The organism is Lentzea roselyniae (genome assembly GCF_039537795.1).
In the GTDB taxonomy this organism is placed as follows: Bacteria; Actinomycetota; Actinomycetes; order Mycobacteriales; family Pseudonocardiaceae; genus Lentzea; species Lentzea atacamensis.
In genome coordinates this window covers 358,581-373,352 of sequence record NZ_BAABBE010000004.1, presented here as the reverse complement: position 1 = coordinate 373,352, position 14,772 = coordinate 358,581, and the positions used below count along the sequence as shown (strand labels likewise).

The following is a 14,772-nucleotide window of genomic DNA, read 5'->3' as shown; positions in this document are numbered from 1 at the left end:
AGTTTGACTAGTCCGTCAGCTCGTACTCACCGGCCTCTAGGCGTTCGATCAGCTCCTGAGTCCAGCGCACCTGGCCTTCGAGATGGACGAGCCACAGTCGAAACAGCTCGCTGACGTGCGCGGCTTTGCCCATCTCCGGCATCGAAGCGATGCCGTGCCTGGTCGGCGCGAGCTGACCCTCGAGCCCGGCCAGCCGGTTCTTCAGCAGCACGATCGCCTGCTTGCGCGGGACGAGGTTGAGCATCGCCACGGCCGCGGAGACCTCGTCGTTGCCGGCGTGGGCGTCGGCCAGCGCGTGCCAGAGCAGGTCCCGCAGCTCGTGGTCACCGGCCGCGGTGATCCGGTAGGTGGTGCGGGCGGGACCCTCCTCGGACTCCCGCGTCCCGATCGGCTCCAGCAGGCCGTCCTTGGCGAGCGACTTCAGCGCGTGGTAGATCGAACCCGGTTGCACGTTCGCCCAGCTGTCCGCCGACCACGACTTCAGCTCGCGGCGCACCACGTAACCGTGTGCCTCGCCGACGAGCTTGACCACGCCGAGCACCAGCATCCTGGTCGCGGACAAACGGACCTCCCAGGCAGTGAAAAGCGGCTGGCACCGCCTCCGTAGGCTATGTGCATGAGTGCCTCCGTACTGACCGCGGTGGCCTGGCCTTACGCCAATGGCCCCCGGCACATCGGTCATGTCTCCGGTTTCGGTGTCCCGTCCGACGTCTTCTCCCGCTACATGCGAATGTCCGGACACCGGGTGCTCATGGTCAGCGGCACGGACGAGCACGGCACACCCATCCAGGTGCAGGCCGAGAAGGAAGGGCTCACCGCCCGCGAGCTCGCCGACAAGTACAACCGTGTGATCGCTTCCGACCTCCAGGGCCTCGGCCTCTCGTACGACCTCTTCACCCGCACGACGACCGGCAACCACTACCAGGTCGTGCAGGACCTGTTCTCCGCGCTGTGGAAGAACGGCTACGTCATCCCGAAGATCGAGATGGGCGCGATCAGCCCGTCCACCGGCAGGACGCTGCCCGACCGCTTCATCGAGGGCACCTGCCCGATCTGCGGTTACGACGGCGCGCGCGGTGACCAGTGCGACAACTGCGGCAACCAGCTCGACCCGATCGACCTGAAGAACCCGCGCTCGCGGATCAACGGGGAGACGCCGAAGTTCGTCGAGACCGAGCACCTGTTCCTGGACCTGCCCTCGTTCATCGAGTCGCTGGGCAGCTGGATGGGCACGCGCACCGAGTGGCGCCCGAACGTGCTCAAGTTCTCGCAGAACCTGATCAAGGACCTGCGGCCGCGCGCGATCACCCGCGACCTCGACTGGGGTGTGCCGATCCCGCTCGACGGCTGGAGCGACCAGCCGATGAAGCGGTTCTACGTGTGGTTCGACGCCGTGATCGGGTACCTGAGCGCCTCGGTCGAGTGGGCACGGCGTTCCGGGAACGACGACGCCTGGAAGGAGTTCTGGACGGGTGACGCCCAGGGCTACTACTTCATGGGCAAGGACAACATCGTCTTCCACTCGCTGATCTGGCCGTCGCTGCTGCTGGGCCAGAACGGCGCGGGCGACAAGGGCGGCGAGCCCGGCCGGTTCGGCACGCTGAACCTGCCGACCGAGGTCGTGTCGTCGGAGTACCTGACGATGAGCGGCTCGAAGTTCTCGACGTCGCGCGGCACCGTGATCTACGTCGGCGACTTCCTGAAGGAGTTCGGGCCGGACGCGCTGCGGTACTTCATCTCCGTCGCGGGTCCCGAGAACCAGGACACCGACTTCACCTGGGAGGAGTTCGTCCGCCGGACGAACTTCGAGCTGGCGAACGAGTGGGGCAACCTGGTCAACCGCTCGGTCTCGATGGCGCACAAGAACGTCGGCGCGATCCCGAAGGCCACGGCGCTGACGGACGCCGACCACGAGCTGCTGCGGCAGTCGCGGGCGGCGTTCGACACGGTCGGCGCGCACCTGCGCCGCTCGCGGTTCAAGCAGGCGTCCGGTGAGGCCATGCGCGTGATCTCCGCGGCGAACAAGTACCTGTCCGACCAGGAACCGTGGAAGCTCAAGGACGACCCGGACCGCCGCGACTCGGTGCTGCACACCGCGTTGCAGGTCGTGCAGGACGCGAACACGCTGATGACGCCGTTCCTGCCGCACTCGGCGCAGAAGGTGCACGAGGCGCTGGGCGGCACGGGCGTGTGGGCCGCGCAGCCGGAGATGACCGACGTCACCGACCTGGACGTCGCCGACCGCACGTACCCGGTGCTGACCGGCGACTACGCCGGTGAGCAGGCTCGCTGGGAGTCGACGCCGATCGAGGTCGGCCGGCCGCTGCAGAAGCCGTCGCCGTTGTTCGCGAAGCTCGACCCGTTGCTCGGCGAGACCGGCCCGGAGTGGGCCCCGATCGTCACGTCGTGACGGACAAGCGGGAACGACCGCCGGTGCCGGAAGCTCTTCCGGCACCGGTGATCGACGCTCACACGCATCTCGACGCGTGTGGAGCCGTCGATGCCGCCGGTGTGGCCGCCCTGCTCGATCGGGCCGAGGCGGCCGGGGTCTCGCACGTGGTCACCGTGGCGGACGACCTGAAGGCGGCGCAGTGGGCCGCAGAGGCGTCCACTTGGGACCCGCGGGTCTACGCGGCGGTGGCCGTGCACCCGACGCGCACGTCCTCGTTCGGTGACGTGGAGAAGGCGGAGCTGGAGCGGCTCGCGGCTTTCGATCGCGTGGTCGCGATCGGCGAGACCGGTCTGGACTACTACTGGGACTACTCGCCGCCGGCCGCCCAGCACGAGGCTTTCCGTTGGCACATCGACCTTTCCAAGCGCGTCGGGAAGCCGTTGATGATCCACGACCGGGACGCGCACGAGGACATCCTGAAGGTGCTGTCCTCGGAAGGCGCACCGTCCACTGTGGTCTTCCACTGCTTCTCCGGCGACGCGGACTTCGCCCGGCGGTGCGTCGACGCGGGGTACGTGCTGTCGTTCGCGGGCCCGGTGACGTTCAGGAACGCCCGCGCACTGCGGGAGGCGGCGCAGCTGGTGCCCCAGGATCAGCTCCTGGTCGAGACGGACGCGCCGTTCCTGACGCCGCATCCGTTCCGGGGCCGCCCAAATGAGCCCTATTGTGTGAATTACACAGTTCGCGATTTGGCCACGCTGCGTGGCGAAGATCTTTCTGAACTCTGCGCCGCAGTCACCCGTAATGCTCAACGAGTGTTCGGACTCGACTACTGAGATGCGACGTAAGACGAACGGAGCAAAGGGTTCCTACCCCCATGGGTGACTGAGGTCACAACATTGGCGGGGGTGTTTGCGCAACGTCCGCGACCCCGTTACTGTCCCGTGACCGTGCCACCGAAGCCGACCTTGTCGCTTAGGGGCACGCCCGCAGTCGGGGCGGGACCGAAGCCAGAAGCGCGAAGAAGCGAGACCACGTAGGAGGAGTTGCCGGGAACCTTCGAGCTCAACCCTCGAATGATCTTGTCAACGCCAACTGTGCGGTGGCCTCGAGCTTCCGCAATGGAGGTATCGACCCTTGTCTGGAAGCGACAGAACTGCCGCTCCGTACGACTTCAACGACGACACCGACTGGTTCACGCCGGTCGGGCGCACTGCAGTCGGTGTCGCGGACCCACACCCGAGCTTTCCCGCCGGTGCGCTGACCATCTCGCCCGCGGACGTGCTCGAGGTGCTCGGCCCGGACGCCGATGAGCTCCTCGCCACGGCGAACGTCGACGTCGACGAGCTGATCCGGCTCATCAACGCCGAGACGACGATCATGCCGCCCCTCGTCCTCCCGTCGGAGGAAGAGGAGAAGGAGGACCCGCAGCTCCTCGTCACGGCCGTCTCGTCCTGGAAGCGCCGCTTCCTCAAGGGCGCGGTCGCCGCGGTCCTCGTCTCGATCTCCGGCGGCGGCGTGACCGCCATGGCCATGGACAAGTCGCTGACCGTCGACGTCGACGGCTCGCTGCAGACGGTCCACTCGTACGAGGGCACGGTCGGCGAGGTCCTGGCGGAGGAGGGCATCGTCGTCGGTGAGCACGACGCCCTGTCCCCGTCGCTGAACGCCCCGATCTCCGACGGCGGCAAGATCACCCTCGACCGCGGCCGCCTGGTCAAGATGAGCATCGACGGCCAGGCCCGCGAGGACTGGGTCCGCTCCGTCACCGTCGAGGAAGCCGCCCGCCAGGCAGGCGTCCCGACCGAGGGCGCCTGGTTCTCCGCGCCGGGCACGCAGGACATCCCCCTCGAGGGCATGAACCTGGAGATCAAGACCCGCAAGAGCATCAAGCTCTTCGACGGCGCCAACCCGGTCCGCGAGATCCAGACCACCGCCGTCACGGTCGACGAGCTCCTGAAGCAGGAGAACCTCTCCCTCGGCCCGGAGGACGCGGTCGCGTCCGGCACCGACGTGAAGCTCGCCACGGGCGCCGAGGTCTACATCTCCCGCACCGGCGTCACGGTCATCAACGTGAACGAGCCGGTCGCCCCACCGGTCGAGAAGACCAACGACCCGAACATGAACGCGGGCGAGCAGAAGGTCACCGATCCGGGCACTCCGGGCGAGCAGATCTCGACCTACCGCGTGACGGTGAAGAACGGCAAGGAGATCAGCCGCGAGAAGATCGGCGGCAAGGTCACCAAGGAGCCGAAGCCCAAGAAGATCACCGTGGGCACCAAGCCCCTCCCCGACAGCGAGGTCTGGGACCGTCTCGCCAAGTGCGAGGCAGGCGGCAACTGGTCCATCAACACGGGCAACGGCTACTACGGCGGCCTCCAGTTCTCGGCCAGCACCTGGGCCGCCCACGGCGGCACCGCCTACGCCCAGCTCCCGCACCAGGCCACGCGCGAGCAGCAGATCGCCGTCGCCACCAAGCTCCGCGACCGCGCGGGTGGCACGTACGGCGCCTGGCCGGGCTGCCGCGCGAAGCTGGGTCTGCCGTAGACCCGCACCACTTCCGTTTTGCTCGATGAGGCCGCTGCTGGTTCGCCAGGGGCGGCCTTCGTCGTGCCCGGGGTGGGTTGAGGTGCGAGCACCCGCCCTTCGTCCCTCAGGCCAACCTGCGAGAATGCTCCGGTGAGCCTGCTGGGACCCGCCGAAGTCAGAAGACTGGCCGAAGAACTCGGCATCCGCCCAACCAAGAAACTGGGCCAGAACTTCGTGCACGACCCCAACACGGTCCGCAAGATCGTCGCCGCCGCAGACCTGACCGAGGACGACATCGTCTTGGAGGTGGGCCCCGGCCTGGGCTCCCTGACCCTCGCCCTGCTCCCCAACGCCAAACAGGTCGTCGCGGTGGAGATCGACCCCCCGCTGGCCGAACGCCTCCCGCAGACCGTCCGCGAGCAGGACCCGGAGAACGCGGCCAAGCTGCACGTCGTCCTGAAGGACGCCATGAGGGTCACCGGGGACGACCTGCCGGCCCAGCCGACCGCGATCGTGGCCAACCTCCCGTACAACGTCGCCGTCCCGGTGGTCCTCCACCTCCTGAACGAGCTCCCCACCCTCGAGAAGGGCCTGGTCATGGTCCAGGCCGAGGTGGCGGACAGGATGGCCGCGAAGCCGGGCAGCAAGATCTACGGCGTCCCCAGCGTGAAGCTCGCCTGGTACGCGGAGGCGAAGAAGGCCGGCCCCGTGGGCAGGAACGTCTTCTGGCCCGCTCCCAATGTGGACTCAGGTCTGGTTTCCTTCCACCGCCGCGAAAATCCGCTGTCCACAGTGGACAAGGCGCGGCTCTTCACGATCGTCGACGCGGCCTTCGCGCAGCGGCGGAAAACCCTCCGCGCGGCCCTCAAGGGCTGGGCCGAGACGGCCGGCGTCAACGTCGACGAGCTGCTCGAGAAAGCGGGCATCGACCCCCAGGTCAGGGGCGAGCAACTCAGCGTGATCGACTTCATCCGGATCGCGGAGGTCTAGGCCGGAGATCCATCGGCCAACAGTGTGATCTGTCGAACGATCCGGATTCTGGCTTGCGCAACCGAACGTGTGTCCGGTTGACTGCTAGATGCCATCCGGAGCGACCGAGAGACCTGGCTCTTTGACGTCGCAGCAACCACCCGCTGGATGCGGGCAGGTGCTAACGCCAGGACCGATGGAGGATCACATGGGTACCACGCGAATGCTGACGCGCCGTCGAGTTGTCGACCAGTGCCGTCGCACCGCTTCTGCATGTCGTCGCCACCTCGTCTAAGGCGCCTTCTTCAAGTCCTTTGACGCGGCCCTCCCGTAGTACGAGGGGCGCACACCTGAGCAGAACTTCGACCGCGCACCGCCCACGAGGCGAGTGTGCGTCGCGCGCAGCCGTGGAGCAGATGTGATCACTGTCGAAAACCTCACCAAGTCCTTCCAGGGTGTCAACGCCCTGAACGGCGTGACCCTCGACGTCGAGGCGGGCACCGTGCTCGGCGTCGTCGGCCCGAGCGGGGCCGGCAAGTCGACGCTCGCCCGGTGCGTGGCGCTGCTCGAGCGTCCCGACTCCGGGGCGATCCGCGTCGACGGCACGGACATCACCGCGCTGGACGGGTCGGCCCTCCGGGCCGCCAGGCGGCAGATCGGTGTTGTGCCGCAAGGGGACTCGCTCCTCCGGCAGCGCACCGCGGCCGGCAACATCGCGCTGCCGCTCGAAAGCGCCGGTGTCCCCGGACCGCAGCGTCGCAGCCGCGTGGGCGAGCTGCTGGACCTCGTCGGCCTGACCGACAAGGCCGGCGCCTACCCCGACCAGCTGTCCGGCGGGCAGCGCCAGCGCATCGCCGTGGCGCGCGCACTCGCCGCGAACCCGAGCGTTCTGCTCGCCGACGAGCCCACCAGCGCCCTGGACCCGGAGACCACCGGTTCAGTGCTGACGGTGCTCGACCGTGCGCGCGCTGAGCTGGGTGTGACCGTTCTCGTCGTCACGCACGACATGGGCGTGGTCCGCAAGATCTGCGATGACGTCGCCGTGCTGGAGCAGGGCCGCGTCGTCGAGCACGGCAAGGTGCTCGACCTGGTCAGCGATGCGGCCAGCCGCACGAGCGGGGCGCTGCTGCCCGCCGTGGACCTCAACCCGATCAACGAGAGCAGCTACGACCGCGTCGCGGACGTCGTGCTCGTCGGGTTCGCCGCGGTCGGCGCGCTGCTGCCAGAGGCCTCGCACCGGTTCGGCGTCGAGCTGAACATCGTCGGTGGCGGTCTCACGCGTCTCGGCGAGACGCCGGTCGCGCGGTTCCGCCTCGGCCTGAACGGTGAGCGGTCCGACTCCGCGCTGGAGTGGATCAGCGAGGCCGGTGGCGCTGTGCAGAGGTCCCTGAAGGGCCCGCAGGGAGTAGCTGCGTGAGGTCTGCTACACCCTGGTCCGACGTGCTGAGCTACCTCGTCGAGGCCACCGGGGAAACGCTGTACATGGTCGGCGTCTCCACCGTGATCGCCACAGCTTTCGGAGTTCCCCTCGGGGTTTGGCTGCAGCTCACCGCCAAGGGCGGGCTGCGGCCGAACCCCGCGGTGCACCGCGTTCTCGGCTTCATCACCGACCTGGCCCGCTCGATGCCGTTCATCGTGCTGCTCGTCGCGCTCACGTCGGTCACCCGCCTGATCGTCGGCGGATCCATCGGCAGTACAGCGGTGATCGTGCCGTTGGCGGTGGGTGCGATCCCGTTCGTCGGGCGGCTCGTGCAGAACATCCTGTCCGAGGTGCACGTGACCGTGGTCGAGGCCGCGGTGACCACGGGCGCCTCGACGCTCAGGATCGTTCGCTCGGTGCTGATCCGCGAGTCGCTGCCCGCGCTGATCAACGCCATCGGCGTCACAGTGATCGCCCTGATCGGCTACTCCGCCATGGCGGGCGTGATCGGCGGCGGTGGCCTCGGCGACCTGGCGATCCGCGAGGGCTACCAGCGCTTCAACGACCGGATCCTGTGGAGCACCGTGGCGTGGCTCGCCGTGCTCACGACGCTGATCCAGCTCGGCTTCACCCGTGCCGCTCGTGCGTCCGACCGGCGCCGGCACGCCTCAGTCTGACCCCTCAGAAATTTCTCAAAAGGAACGTCATGCGTATTCGTGCTGCCCTGATCGCGGCTGCTTTGACCGTTTTGTCCGCTTGCTCGTCCGGTGGCAGCGCCTCCGACACGCTGAAGGTCGGCGTCTCGCCGGTCCCGCACGCGCAGATCCTCAAGTACGTGGCCGACAACCTCGCCGCGCAGAAGGGCCTGAAGATCGAGGTCGTCGAGTTCACCGACTACGTGCAGCCGAACACCGCGCTGGTCGACGGCTCGCTCGACGCCAACTACTTCCAGACCGTCCCGTACCTGCAGACGTTCACGCAGGAGAGCGGCGCCAAGGTCGAGTGGGTCGAGCCCGTCCACGTCGAGCCGCTCGGCCTGTACTCGAAGAAGGTCAAGAAGCTCGACGAGCTGCCCCCGGGTGCCAAGGTCGCGCTCGCGAACGACGCCACGAACGAGACCCGCGGCCTGAAGCTGCTGGAGGCCAACGGCCTGATCAAGCTCAAGGCCGTCGACGCACCGACTGTGCGCGACATCGCGGAGAACCCCAAGAACCTGCAGTTCGTGCCGCTGGAGGCCGCTCAGCTGCCCAGGTCGCTGGAGGACACCGACGCGTCGGTGATCAACGGCAACTACGCGATCGACGCGGGCCTCAAGCCCGCCACCGACTCGCTCGCGCTGGAGAAGGCGGAGGGCAACCCGAACGCCAACGGCCTGGTCACGAGGACCGAGCTGAAGGACGACAAGCGCATCCGCGACCTGGCGGAGCTGCTCGGATCGCAGCAGGTCAAGGACTACATCAAGCAGACCTACAACGGTTCGGTCATCCCGGTCTGAGATCGCCGGTGGCCGGGGGAGGAGTCCGCGACTCCAGAACGCCCGTAGGCTGACATCGTGCTCGCAGTCGTTCCACCCCCGGTCACGGTCCGCGTCCCGGCCAAGGTCAACCTGCACCTGGCCGTCGGTGATGTGCGACCGGACGGCTACCACGACCTGGTGACGATCTTCCAGGCGCTGTCGCTGGTCGACGAGGTCACCGTCGCCGTGGCGGACGAACCAGGTGTAGAGGTCCACGGCGAGGGTGCCGACCAGGTCCCCACGGGAGCTTCGAACCTCGCCTGGCGTGCCGTGCGGCTGCTCGCCACGCACGTGGGCAAGGACCCGGACGACCCGAAGGTCCGCGTCGTCATCCGCAAGGCCATCCCGGTCGCGGGCGGCATGGCGGGCGGCAGCGCCGACGCGGCCGCGACGCTCGTGGGCCTGTCGTCGTTGTGGCGGCTGGAGATCAGCCGCGACGAGCTGGCCGAGCTGGCAGGAAAGCTCGGCGCGGACGTGCCTTTCGCCCTCTACGGCGCCACCGCGCTCGGCACCGGCCGCGGCGAGCGGATCGTCCCGGTGCTGGGACGCCACCAGTTCCACTGGGTCCTCGCGTTCGACCGGCGCGGACTGTCCACTCCGGACGTGTTCGACGAGCTGGACCGCCTGCGCGCCGAGGGTGACCCGCCGCGTGTCGGCCAGGTCGAGGCGGTGCTGGAGGGCCTGTCCTCCGGTGACCCGCGGCAGCTGGCCCTGTTGCTGGGCAACGACCTGCAGGCCGCCGCCGTCTCGCTGCGGCCGAACCTGCGCCGCACGTTGCGCGCGGGTGTCGACGCGGGCGCGCTGGCCGGCATCGTGTCCGGCTCGGGCCCCACGACGGCGTTCCTGTGCGAGGACGGCGACACGGCGGTGCGCGTGGCCGCGGAGCTCGCCGGTGCCGGGGTGTGCCGGACCGTCCGCGTGGCGCACGGGCCGGTGCCCGGTGCGCGCGTGATCACGACCGAAGAGCCCAAGCCGACGCCGCCCGAGGTGCACGCGTAGCCAGGGCGTTTGGGCGGGCTAGTGCCGTGACCGGCAGCCTTTGCCCCGTATTTCGACGGTCAGACGGGTGCGAGGCGCCCTGCTGAGCGCCGGAAGACGCGGCGGAGGTTGCCGGTCACGGCACTAGGTAGCCTTCATCGGGCAGTTTCTTCCGAAGTCGTGAGGTTTTGATGGCCAACCTGGTCAACCTGGAGTCCGTGTCGAAGTCGTTCGGCGTCCAGCCGCTGCTGGACGGCGTGTCGCTCGGCGTCAACGAGGGCGATCGGATCGGTGTCGTCGGGCTGAACGGCGGCGGCAAGACGACGCTGCTCGAGGTGCTGGCCGGAGTGGAGCCCGCCGACGACGGCCGGGTCTCGCGGTCGCGCGACCTGCGGATGGCCGTCGTGACGCAGCGGACCGAGCTGCCGGAGGGCTCGACCGTGCGCAACGCGGTGATCGACCCGCTCGGCTTCGACGCCGAGCACGAGTGGGCCGCGGACGCGCGGGTGCGGTCTATTTTGGACGGCCTCGGGATCACGGCGCTGGGACTGGACTCCGTGGTCTCCACGATGTCCGGTGGCGAGCGGCGGCGGGTCGCGCTGGCGGCCGCGCTGATCCAGGACCTCGAGCTGATCGTGCTGGACGAGCCGACGAACCACCTGGACGTCGAGGGTGTGCGGTGGCTCGCGGAGCACCTGCTGGCCCGCAAGTGCGCGCTCGTGGTCGTGACGCACGACCGGTGGTTCCTCGACACGGTCTGCAACCGCACGTGGGAAGTCGTGCTGGGCAAGGTCGAGCAGTACGAGGGCGGGTACGCCGACTGGATCTTCGCACGCGCCGAGCGGCAGCGGCTCGCGGACGCGGCGGAGGAGAAGCGGCAGAACCTGGCGCGCAAGGAGCTCGCGTGGCTGCGCCGTGGTGCGCCTGCTCGTACGTCCAAGCCGCGCTACCGGATCGAGGCGGCCGAGGCGTTGATCGCGGACGTGCCGGCGCCGCGCGACAACGTCGAGCTGCTCGCGTTCGCGAAGAAGCGCTTGGGCCGCACGGTGATCGAGCTCGAGGGCGCGACATTGTCCATTCCGGACCGGGTGCTGGTCCGTGACCTCACGTGGCGCATCGGGCCCGGCGACCGGATCGGTCTGGTCGGCGTCAACGGGTCCGGCAAGACGACGTTGCTGAAGCTGCTGGCGGGCGAGCGCGAACCCGAGACGGGCAAGCGGATCCAGGGCCAGACGGTGAAGATCGCGCACCTCTCGCAGGAGCTGCACGACCTCGACGGGTCGATGCGCGTGCTGGAGGCGATCGAGGAGATCGCGCGCCGCGTCGTCCTCGGCAAGTACGAGATGTCGGCGTCGCAGCTGGGTGAGCGGTTCGGGTTCTCGTCGCAGAAGCAGTGGACGCCGGTGTCGGACCTGTCCGGTGGCGAACGGCGGCGGCTGCAGCTGTGCCGGTTGCTGATGGCCGAGCCGAACGTGCTGCTGCTCGACGAGCCCACGAACGACCTGGACATCGACACGTTGCAGCAGCTGGAAGACCTGCTCGACTCGTGGCCCGGCACGCTCGTCGTGATCTCGCACGACCGCTACCTCGTCGAGCGCGTGTGCGACAAGGTCGTGGCGTTGTTCGGTGACGGCAAGCTGACCGACCTGCCCGGCGGGATCGACGAGTACCTCAAGCGCCGGGACTCGTTGCGCGACAGGGAGACTTCCACTGGTCCGGCCGTCGAGAAGACGCCGTCGAACGCCGCCGACCAGCGTGCCGCCCGCAAGGAGCTGGCCAGGCTGGAGCGGCGCCTCGAGGTGCTGCACAAGAAGGAAGCCGAGCTGCACGCCGCGCTCGCAGAGGCCGCGACCGACCCCGACAAGCTGCTGAAGCTCGACGCCGAGCTCCGCGCCGTGCTGGCGGAGGAGACCGACGTCGAGGCTGCGTGGATGGCCGCGGCCGAGGTCGTCGAGGGGTAGCCCTACTTGCCCCGGCGGCGCAGTTCGTTGGCGAGCATGGGCAGCAGTTCGTCGATGAACGACGTGTCGTAGCCCTGCCCGGAGAGCAGCGCGTGGCTGAAGCGCGCCTTCATGACCTCCTCCGAGGTCGCGCCCAGCATGCCGTCGAGCGCGACGCCGATCTCCTCGAGCATCCGGTCGACCTGCGCGGTGCGGTAGCCGCGCTGGCCGGACGCCGCCTGGGGGATCCGCAGCTGGCGCAGGTCCTTCCACGACCTGATCGGGGGGATGCTGCGCACCGGTCCGGAGAGCTGCAGCTCGACCCGGCTGAGGAACGAGTCCACCTCGTTCTCGTCGTAGCCGCGCCGGCCGATCAACGGGCGGGAGAACCTGACGTCGCGGATGTCCTTCGCGGTCAGGTTGTCCTGACCGAGCAGCGTCGCCTCGATCCGGTCGAGGAACGCGTCCACCTGGGACTCCTGGTACCCGCGGCGGCCGCGGGGAGGACGGTGGAACGCGACGTTGCGTATGTCCGCGGCGGTGAGCTTCGGTGCCTCGACGGCGCGCGGCGTCGCCGGTTGCTGAGCCGGAAGCTGCTGCTGGGGGCGCTGCGGCGGTTGGGGACGGCGCTGCTGGGGCCGCTGCTGTTGCTGCGGCAGCTGTGTGGTCGGCGGCGTCTTGACCGGTGGCGGCGCGGTCTCGAACATGAGCACCACGAGGTCGAGGAACGTGTCGACGTCCTCCTCGTCGTACCCGAACGTGCCGGGCGCGGTCTCGCCGAACACCGCGTCCTGAATCTGTTGGGCGGTCAGGTTGTCCTGGCCGCGCAGCGTGGCCTCGATGCGGTCGAGGAACGCGTCGATCTGGCCTTCGTGGTAGCCGCGCGTGCCCGGTCTGGGCTTGTGGAAACGCACGGCGGCGACGTCGTCCGGGGACAGTCGCACCGCCGGTCTCAGCGCCTGTGAGGTCGCGTGCGCACCCTGAGCGGGCGCCGCGGCCTGCTGGCGTTGCGGAGTGGACCGCAGCGTGTCGGCCACGAGCTCCATGAACACGTTGACCTCGTTCACGTCGTAGCCCGGATCCCGCGTCGCCGTGCTGAACTTCACGTTGAGCACGTCTTCACGCGTGAGGATGTCCCTGCTGCGCATGGTGTCCTCGACACGGTCGAGAAATGCGTCCACCTCGGCCGCGTCGTACCCGCGCGCGCCCCGAGGGGGACGGTGGAACGCGACGAGGGCCACGTCCTGCGCGGAGAGCAGAGGTGCCGGATGCGCGGGTAGACGATGCTGCGCTCCGGGGCCGCCCCGATCCACCAATGACCTCCTCCTGCGTACCTGTACTGGGGAGTATCGCGTTTCGCGTGGCATAACGTTTCGTCCTGATGGACCAAAGGCCGCCACTACGATCGCGAACATGAGTCAGTTCGTGGATGTGATGCTGGCGACGGCCGCCAACGGTCAAGACAGAGGCATGACGACGGGTGAACCCGCCGCGCCCGTTCGCCGGACCTGGGCCGAGGTGCACGAACGCGCCCGGCGGATGGCCGGTGCGCTCGACGTGGCGCCGGGCACCGCGATCGCAGTGCTCGCCGCCGAACCAGCCGTGATCGCCCCAGCCGTCCAGGCAGCCTGGCTGTGCGGTGGCAGCGTCACGATGTTGCATCAACCCACACCACGCACCGACCTGGCCGAGTGGGCCGAGGACACGCTGCGGGTGCTCGCCATGATCGACTCTCGTCTGGTGCTGCTCGGCAGCCCGTTCGACGCCCTGGCCTCTGTGCTGGACCAGCACGGCATCCCGTACCGCAAACTCTCCGAGCTCGACGGTGAGCCGATCGCTCACCCTGTTCCCACTCCCGAGGATGCCACGGCACTGCTGCAGTTGACGAGTGGATCGACCGCCGATCCGAAGGCGGTGCGCATCACGCACCGCAATCTGATGTCGAACGCCGAGGGCATGCGCATCGCGGCCGCGCTGGACCCCTCGTCCGACGTGATGATTTCGTGGCTGCCGCTGTTCCACGACATGGGGATGGTGGGATTCCTCACCGTCCCGATGCTGTTCGGCCTGGAACTGGTGAAGGTCACTCCTGTCGACTTTCTGTCACGGCCGACGCTGTGGGCAGACCTGATCACGCGTTATCGCGGCACGATCACCGCCGCGCCGAACTTCGCCTACGCGATCGTGGCGCGCCGCCTGGCGTCCTCGTCCGACTCGTTCGATCTCTCGTCGATGCGGCTCGCGCTGAACGGGGCCGAGCCGATCGATCCGGCCGCCGTCGAGGCGTTCGTCTCGGCGGGAGCCCGGTTCGGGTTGCGGCCCGAGTCGATCCTGGCGGCCTACGGCATGGCCGAGACAACTCTGGGTGTGGCTTTCGCGCCGTTGTTCACCGGGCTCTCGGTGGACGTCGTGGACGCGGACGCCGTCGAGGCGGACAAGAAGGCGGTGCCCTCCGCGGAAGGCCGCGCGTTCCCGTTGCTCGGGCCGCCGCTGCCGGGGCTGGAGCTCCGGGTCGTGTCCGACTCCGGTGAGGTGCTCGGGGTTCGCGACGTCGGTGAGCTGCAGATCCGCGGTGAGGCCGTGACGCCCGGCTATCTGACGGTGAACGGCCCGCTGGCCACGCAGGACGCCGAGGGATGGCTGTCGACCGGTGACCTCGGCTACCTGGTGGAGGACGGCCAGGTTGTCGTTTGTGGACGGCGCAAGGACGTCATCATCATGGGCGGGCGGAACATCTATCCGACCGATGTGGAGCGTGCCGCCTGCTCGGTCGACGGGGTACGGGCCGGCAACGCGGTCGCGGTGCGGCTGGACGCCGGGACGCAGCGGGAGCGGTTCGCCGTCGTGGTCGAGTCGAAGCTGGCCGGGGACTCCGACGCCGAGAAGGACCTGGCCAAGCAGGTGACTGCGCGGGTGGTGGACGCGGTCGGGCTCCGGCCGTTCGCCGTGGTGGTGCAGCCGCCGGGGACGTTGCCGAAGACGCCGTCGGGGAAGCTTCGGCGGTCTGCGGCGGCTGCGCTGGTCTAGC

12 protein-coding genes and 1 riboswitch are annotated in these 14,772 nt (G+C 68.8%); of the genes, 10 read left to right on the top strand and 2 right to left on the bottom strand.

Annotation, left to right across the window (positions count from 1 at the left end):
• Nucleotides 1-7 precede the first annotated feature (7 nt).
• Nucleotides 8-562, bottom strand: a complete 555-nt coding sequence (locus ABFX45_RS09410) for a PadR family transcriptional regulator (protein WP_346129033.1) — start codon at nucleotides 560-562, stop codon at nucleotides 8-10.
• Between the two features lie 54 nt (nucleotides 563-616).
• Between ABFX45_RS09410 and metG the strand changes: the two genes are divergently transcribed.
• The 9 genes from metG to ABFX45_RS09365 all read left to right on the top strand — a co-directional run bounded on the left by metG (nucleotide 617) and on the right by ABFX45_RS09365 (nucleotide 11,765).
• On the top strand, nucleotides 617-2,410 hold the full coding sequence (gene metG / locus ABFX45_RS09405; protein ID WP_109633166.1) for a methionine--tRNA ligase: 1,794 nt from the start codon (nucleotides 617-619) through the stop codon (nucleotides 2,408-2,410).
• Entirely contained in the window at nucleotides 2,407-3,228 is an 822-nt protein-coding gene (locus ABFX45_RS09400) for a TatD family hydrolase (protein ID WP_109632046.1), read from the top strand. The genes metG and ABFX45_RS09400 overlap by 4 nt, the downstream gene beginning before the upstream one ends.
• Before the next feature lie 301 nt (nucleotides 3,229-3,529).
• Nucleotides 3,530-4,939 (top strand): resuscitation-promoting factor, encoded by a 1,410-nt coding sequence (locus ABFX45_RS09395; protein WP_109632049.1) that lies wholly within the window; start codon nucleotides 3,530-3,532, stop codon nucleotides 4,937-4,939.
• Nucleotides 4,940-5,077: 138 nt separating this feature from the next.
• Nucleotides 5,078-5,911, top strand: a complete 834-nt coding sequence (gene rsmA, locus ABFX45_RS09390) for a 16S rRNA (adenine(1518)-N(6)/adenine(1519)-N(6))-dimethyltransferase RsmA (RefSeq protein ID WP_109633168.1) — start codon at nucleotides 5,078-5,080, stop codon at nucleotides 5,909-5,911.
• An 88-nt stretch (nucleotides 5,912-5,999) separates the two neighbouring features.
• Nucleotides 6,000-6,093: riboswitch (SAM riboswitch) on the top strand.
• Nucleotides 6,094-6,308: 215 nt separating this feature from the next.
• Nucleotides 6,309-7,307, top strand: coding sequence for a methionine ABC transporter ATP-binding protein (locus ABFX45_RS09385; RefSeq protein WP_109632051.1), 999 nt, complete (start codon nucleotides 6,309-6,311; stop codon nucleotides 7,305-7,307).
• Nucleotides 7,304-7,987: a methionine ABC transporter permease gene (locus ABFX45_RS09380; protein ID WP_346129030.1), complete on the top strand. Its 684-nt coding sequence runs from the start codon at nucleotides 7,304-7,306 to the stop codon at nucleotides 7,985-7,987. The genes ABFX45_RS09385 and ABFX45_RS09380 overlap by 4 nt, the downstream gene beginning before the upstream one ends.
• 29 nt (nucleotides 7,988-8,016) lie before the next feature.
• A complete protein-coding gene (locus ABFX45_RS09375; RefSeq protein WP_346129029.1) occupies nucleotides 8,017-8,805 on the top strand; it encodes a MetQ/NlpA family ABC transporter substrate-binding protein in 789 nt (262 codons plus the stop codon).
• 57 nt (nucleotides 8,806-8,862) lie between these two features.
• Nucleotides 8,863-9,825, top strand: a complete 963-nt coding sequence (locus tag ABFX45_RS09370; RefSeq protein WP_109632057.1) for a 4-(cytidine 5'-diphospho)-2-C-methyl-D-erythritol kinase — start codon at nucleotides 8,863-8,865, stop codon at nucleotides 9,823-9,825.
• A gap of 170 nt (nucleotides 9,826-9,995) precedes the next feature.
• Nucleotides 9,996-11,765: an ABC-F family ATP-binding cassette domain-containing protein gene (locus ABFX45_RS09365; RefSeq protein ID WP_346129026.1), complete on the top strand. Its 1,770-nt coding sequence runs from the start codon at nucleotides 9,996-9,998 to the stop codon at nucleotides 11,763-11,765.
• A 2-nt stretch (nucleotides 11,766-11,767) separates the two neighbouring features.
• On the opposite strand, the gene ABFX45_RS46390 is transcribed toward ABFX45_RS09365, so the two are convergent.
• Entirely contained in the window at nucleotides 11,768-13,057 is a 1,290-nt protein-coding gene (locus ABFX45_RS46390) for a DivIVA domain-containing protein (RefSeq protein WP_407656847.1), read from the bottom strand.
• Nucleotides 13,058-13,157: 100 nt separating this feature from the next.
• Here ABFX45_RS46390 and ABFX45_RS09345 point away from each other — a divergent pair, with 100 nt between their 5' ends.
• Complete coding sequence (locus tag ABFX45_RS09345) at nucleotides 13,158-14,771, top strand: fatty acyl-AMP ligase (RefSeq protein WP_109632062.1); 1,614 nt, start codon at nucleotides 13,158-13,160, stop codon at nucleotides 14,769-14,771.
• Nucleotide 14,772 lies beyond the last annotated feature (1 nt).

Bases quoted from the DNA above. Each gene is read 5' to 3' on its own strand.
- metG (WP_109633166.1), top strand. From the start codon at position 617: ATGAGTGCCTCCGTACTGACCGCGGTGGCCTGGCCTTACGCCAATGGC.
- ABFX45_RS09375 (WP_346129029.1), top strand. From the start codon at position 8,017: ATGCGTATTCGTGCTGCCCTGATCGCGGCTGCTTTGACCGTTTTGTCC.
- ABFX45_RS09365 (WP_346129026.1), top strand. From the start codon at position 9,996: ATGGCCAACCTGGTCAACCTGGAGTCCGTGTCGAAGTCGTTCGGCGTC.
- ABFX45_RS09345 (WP_109632062.1), top strand. From the start codon at position 13,158: ATGAGTCAGTTCGTGGATGTGATGCTGGCGACGGCCGCCAACGGTCAA.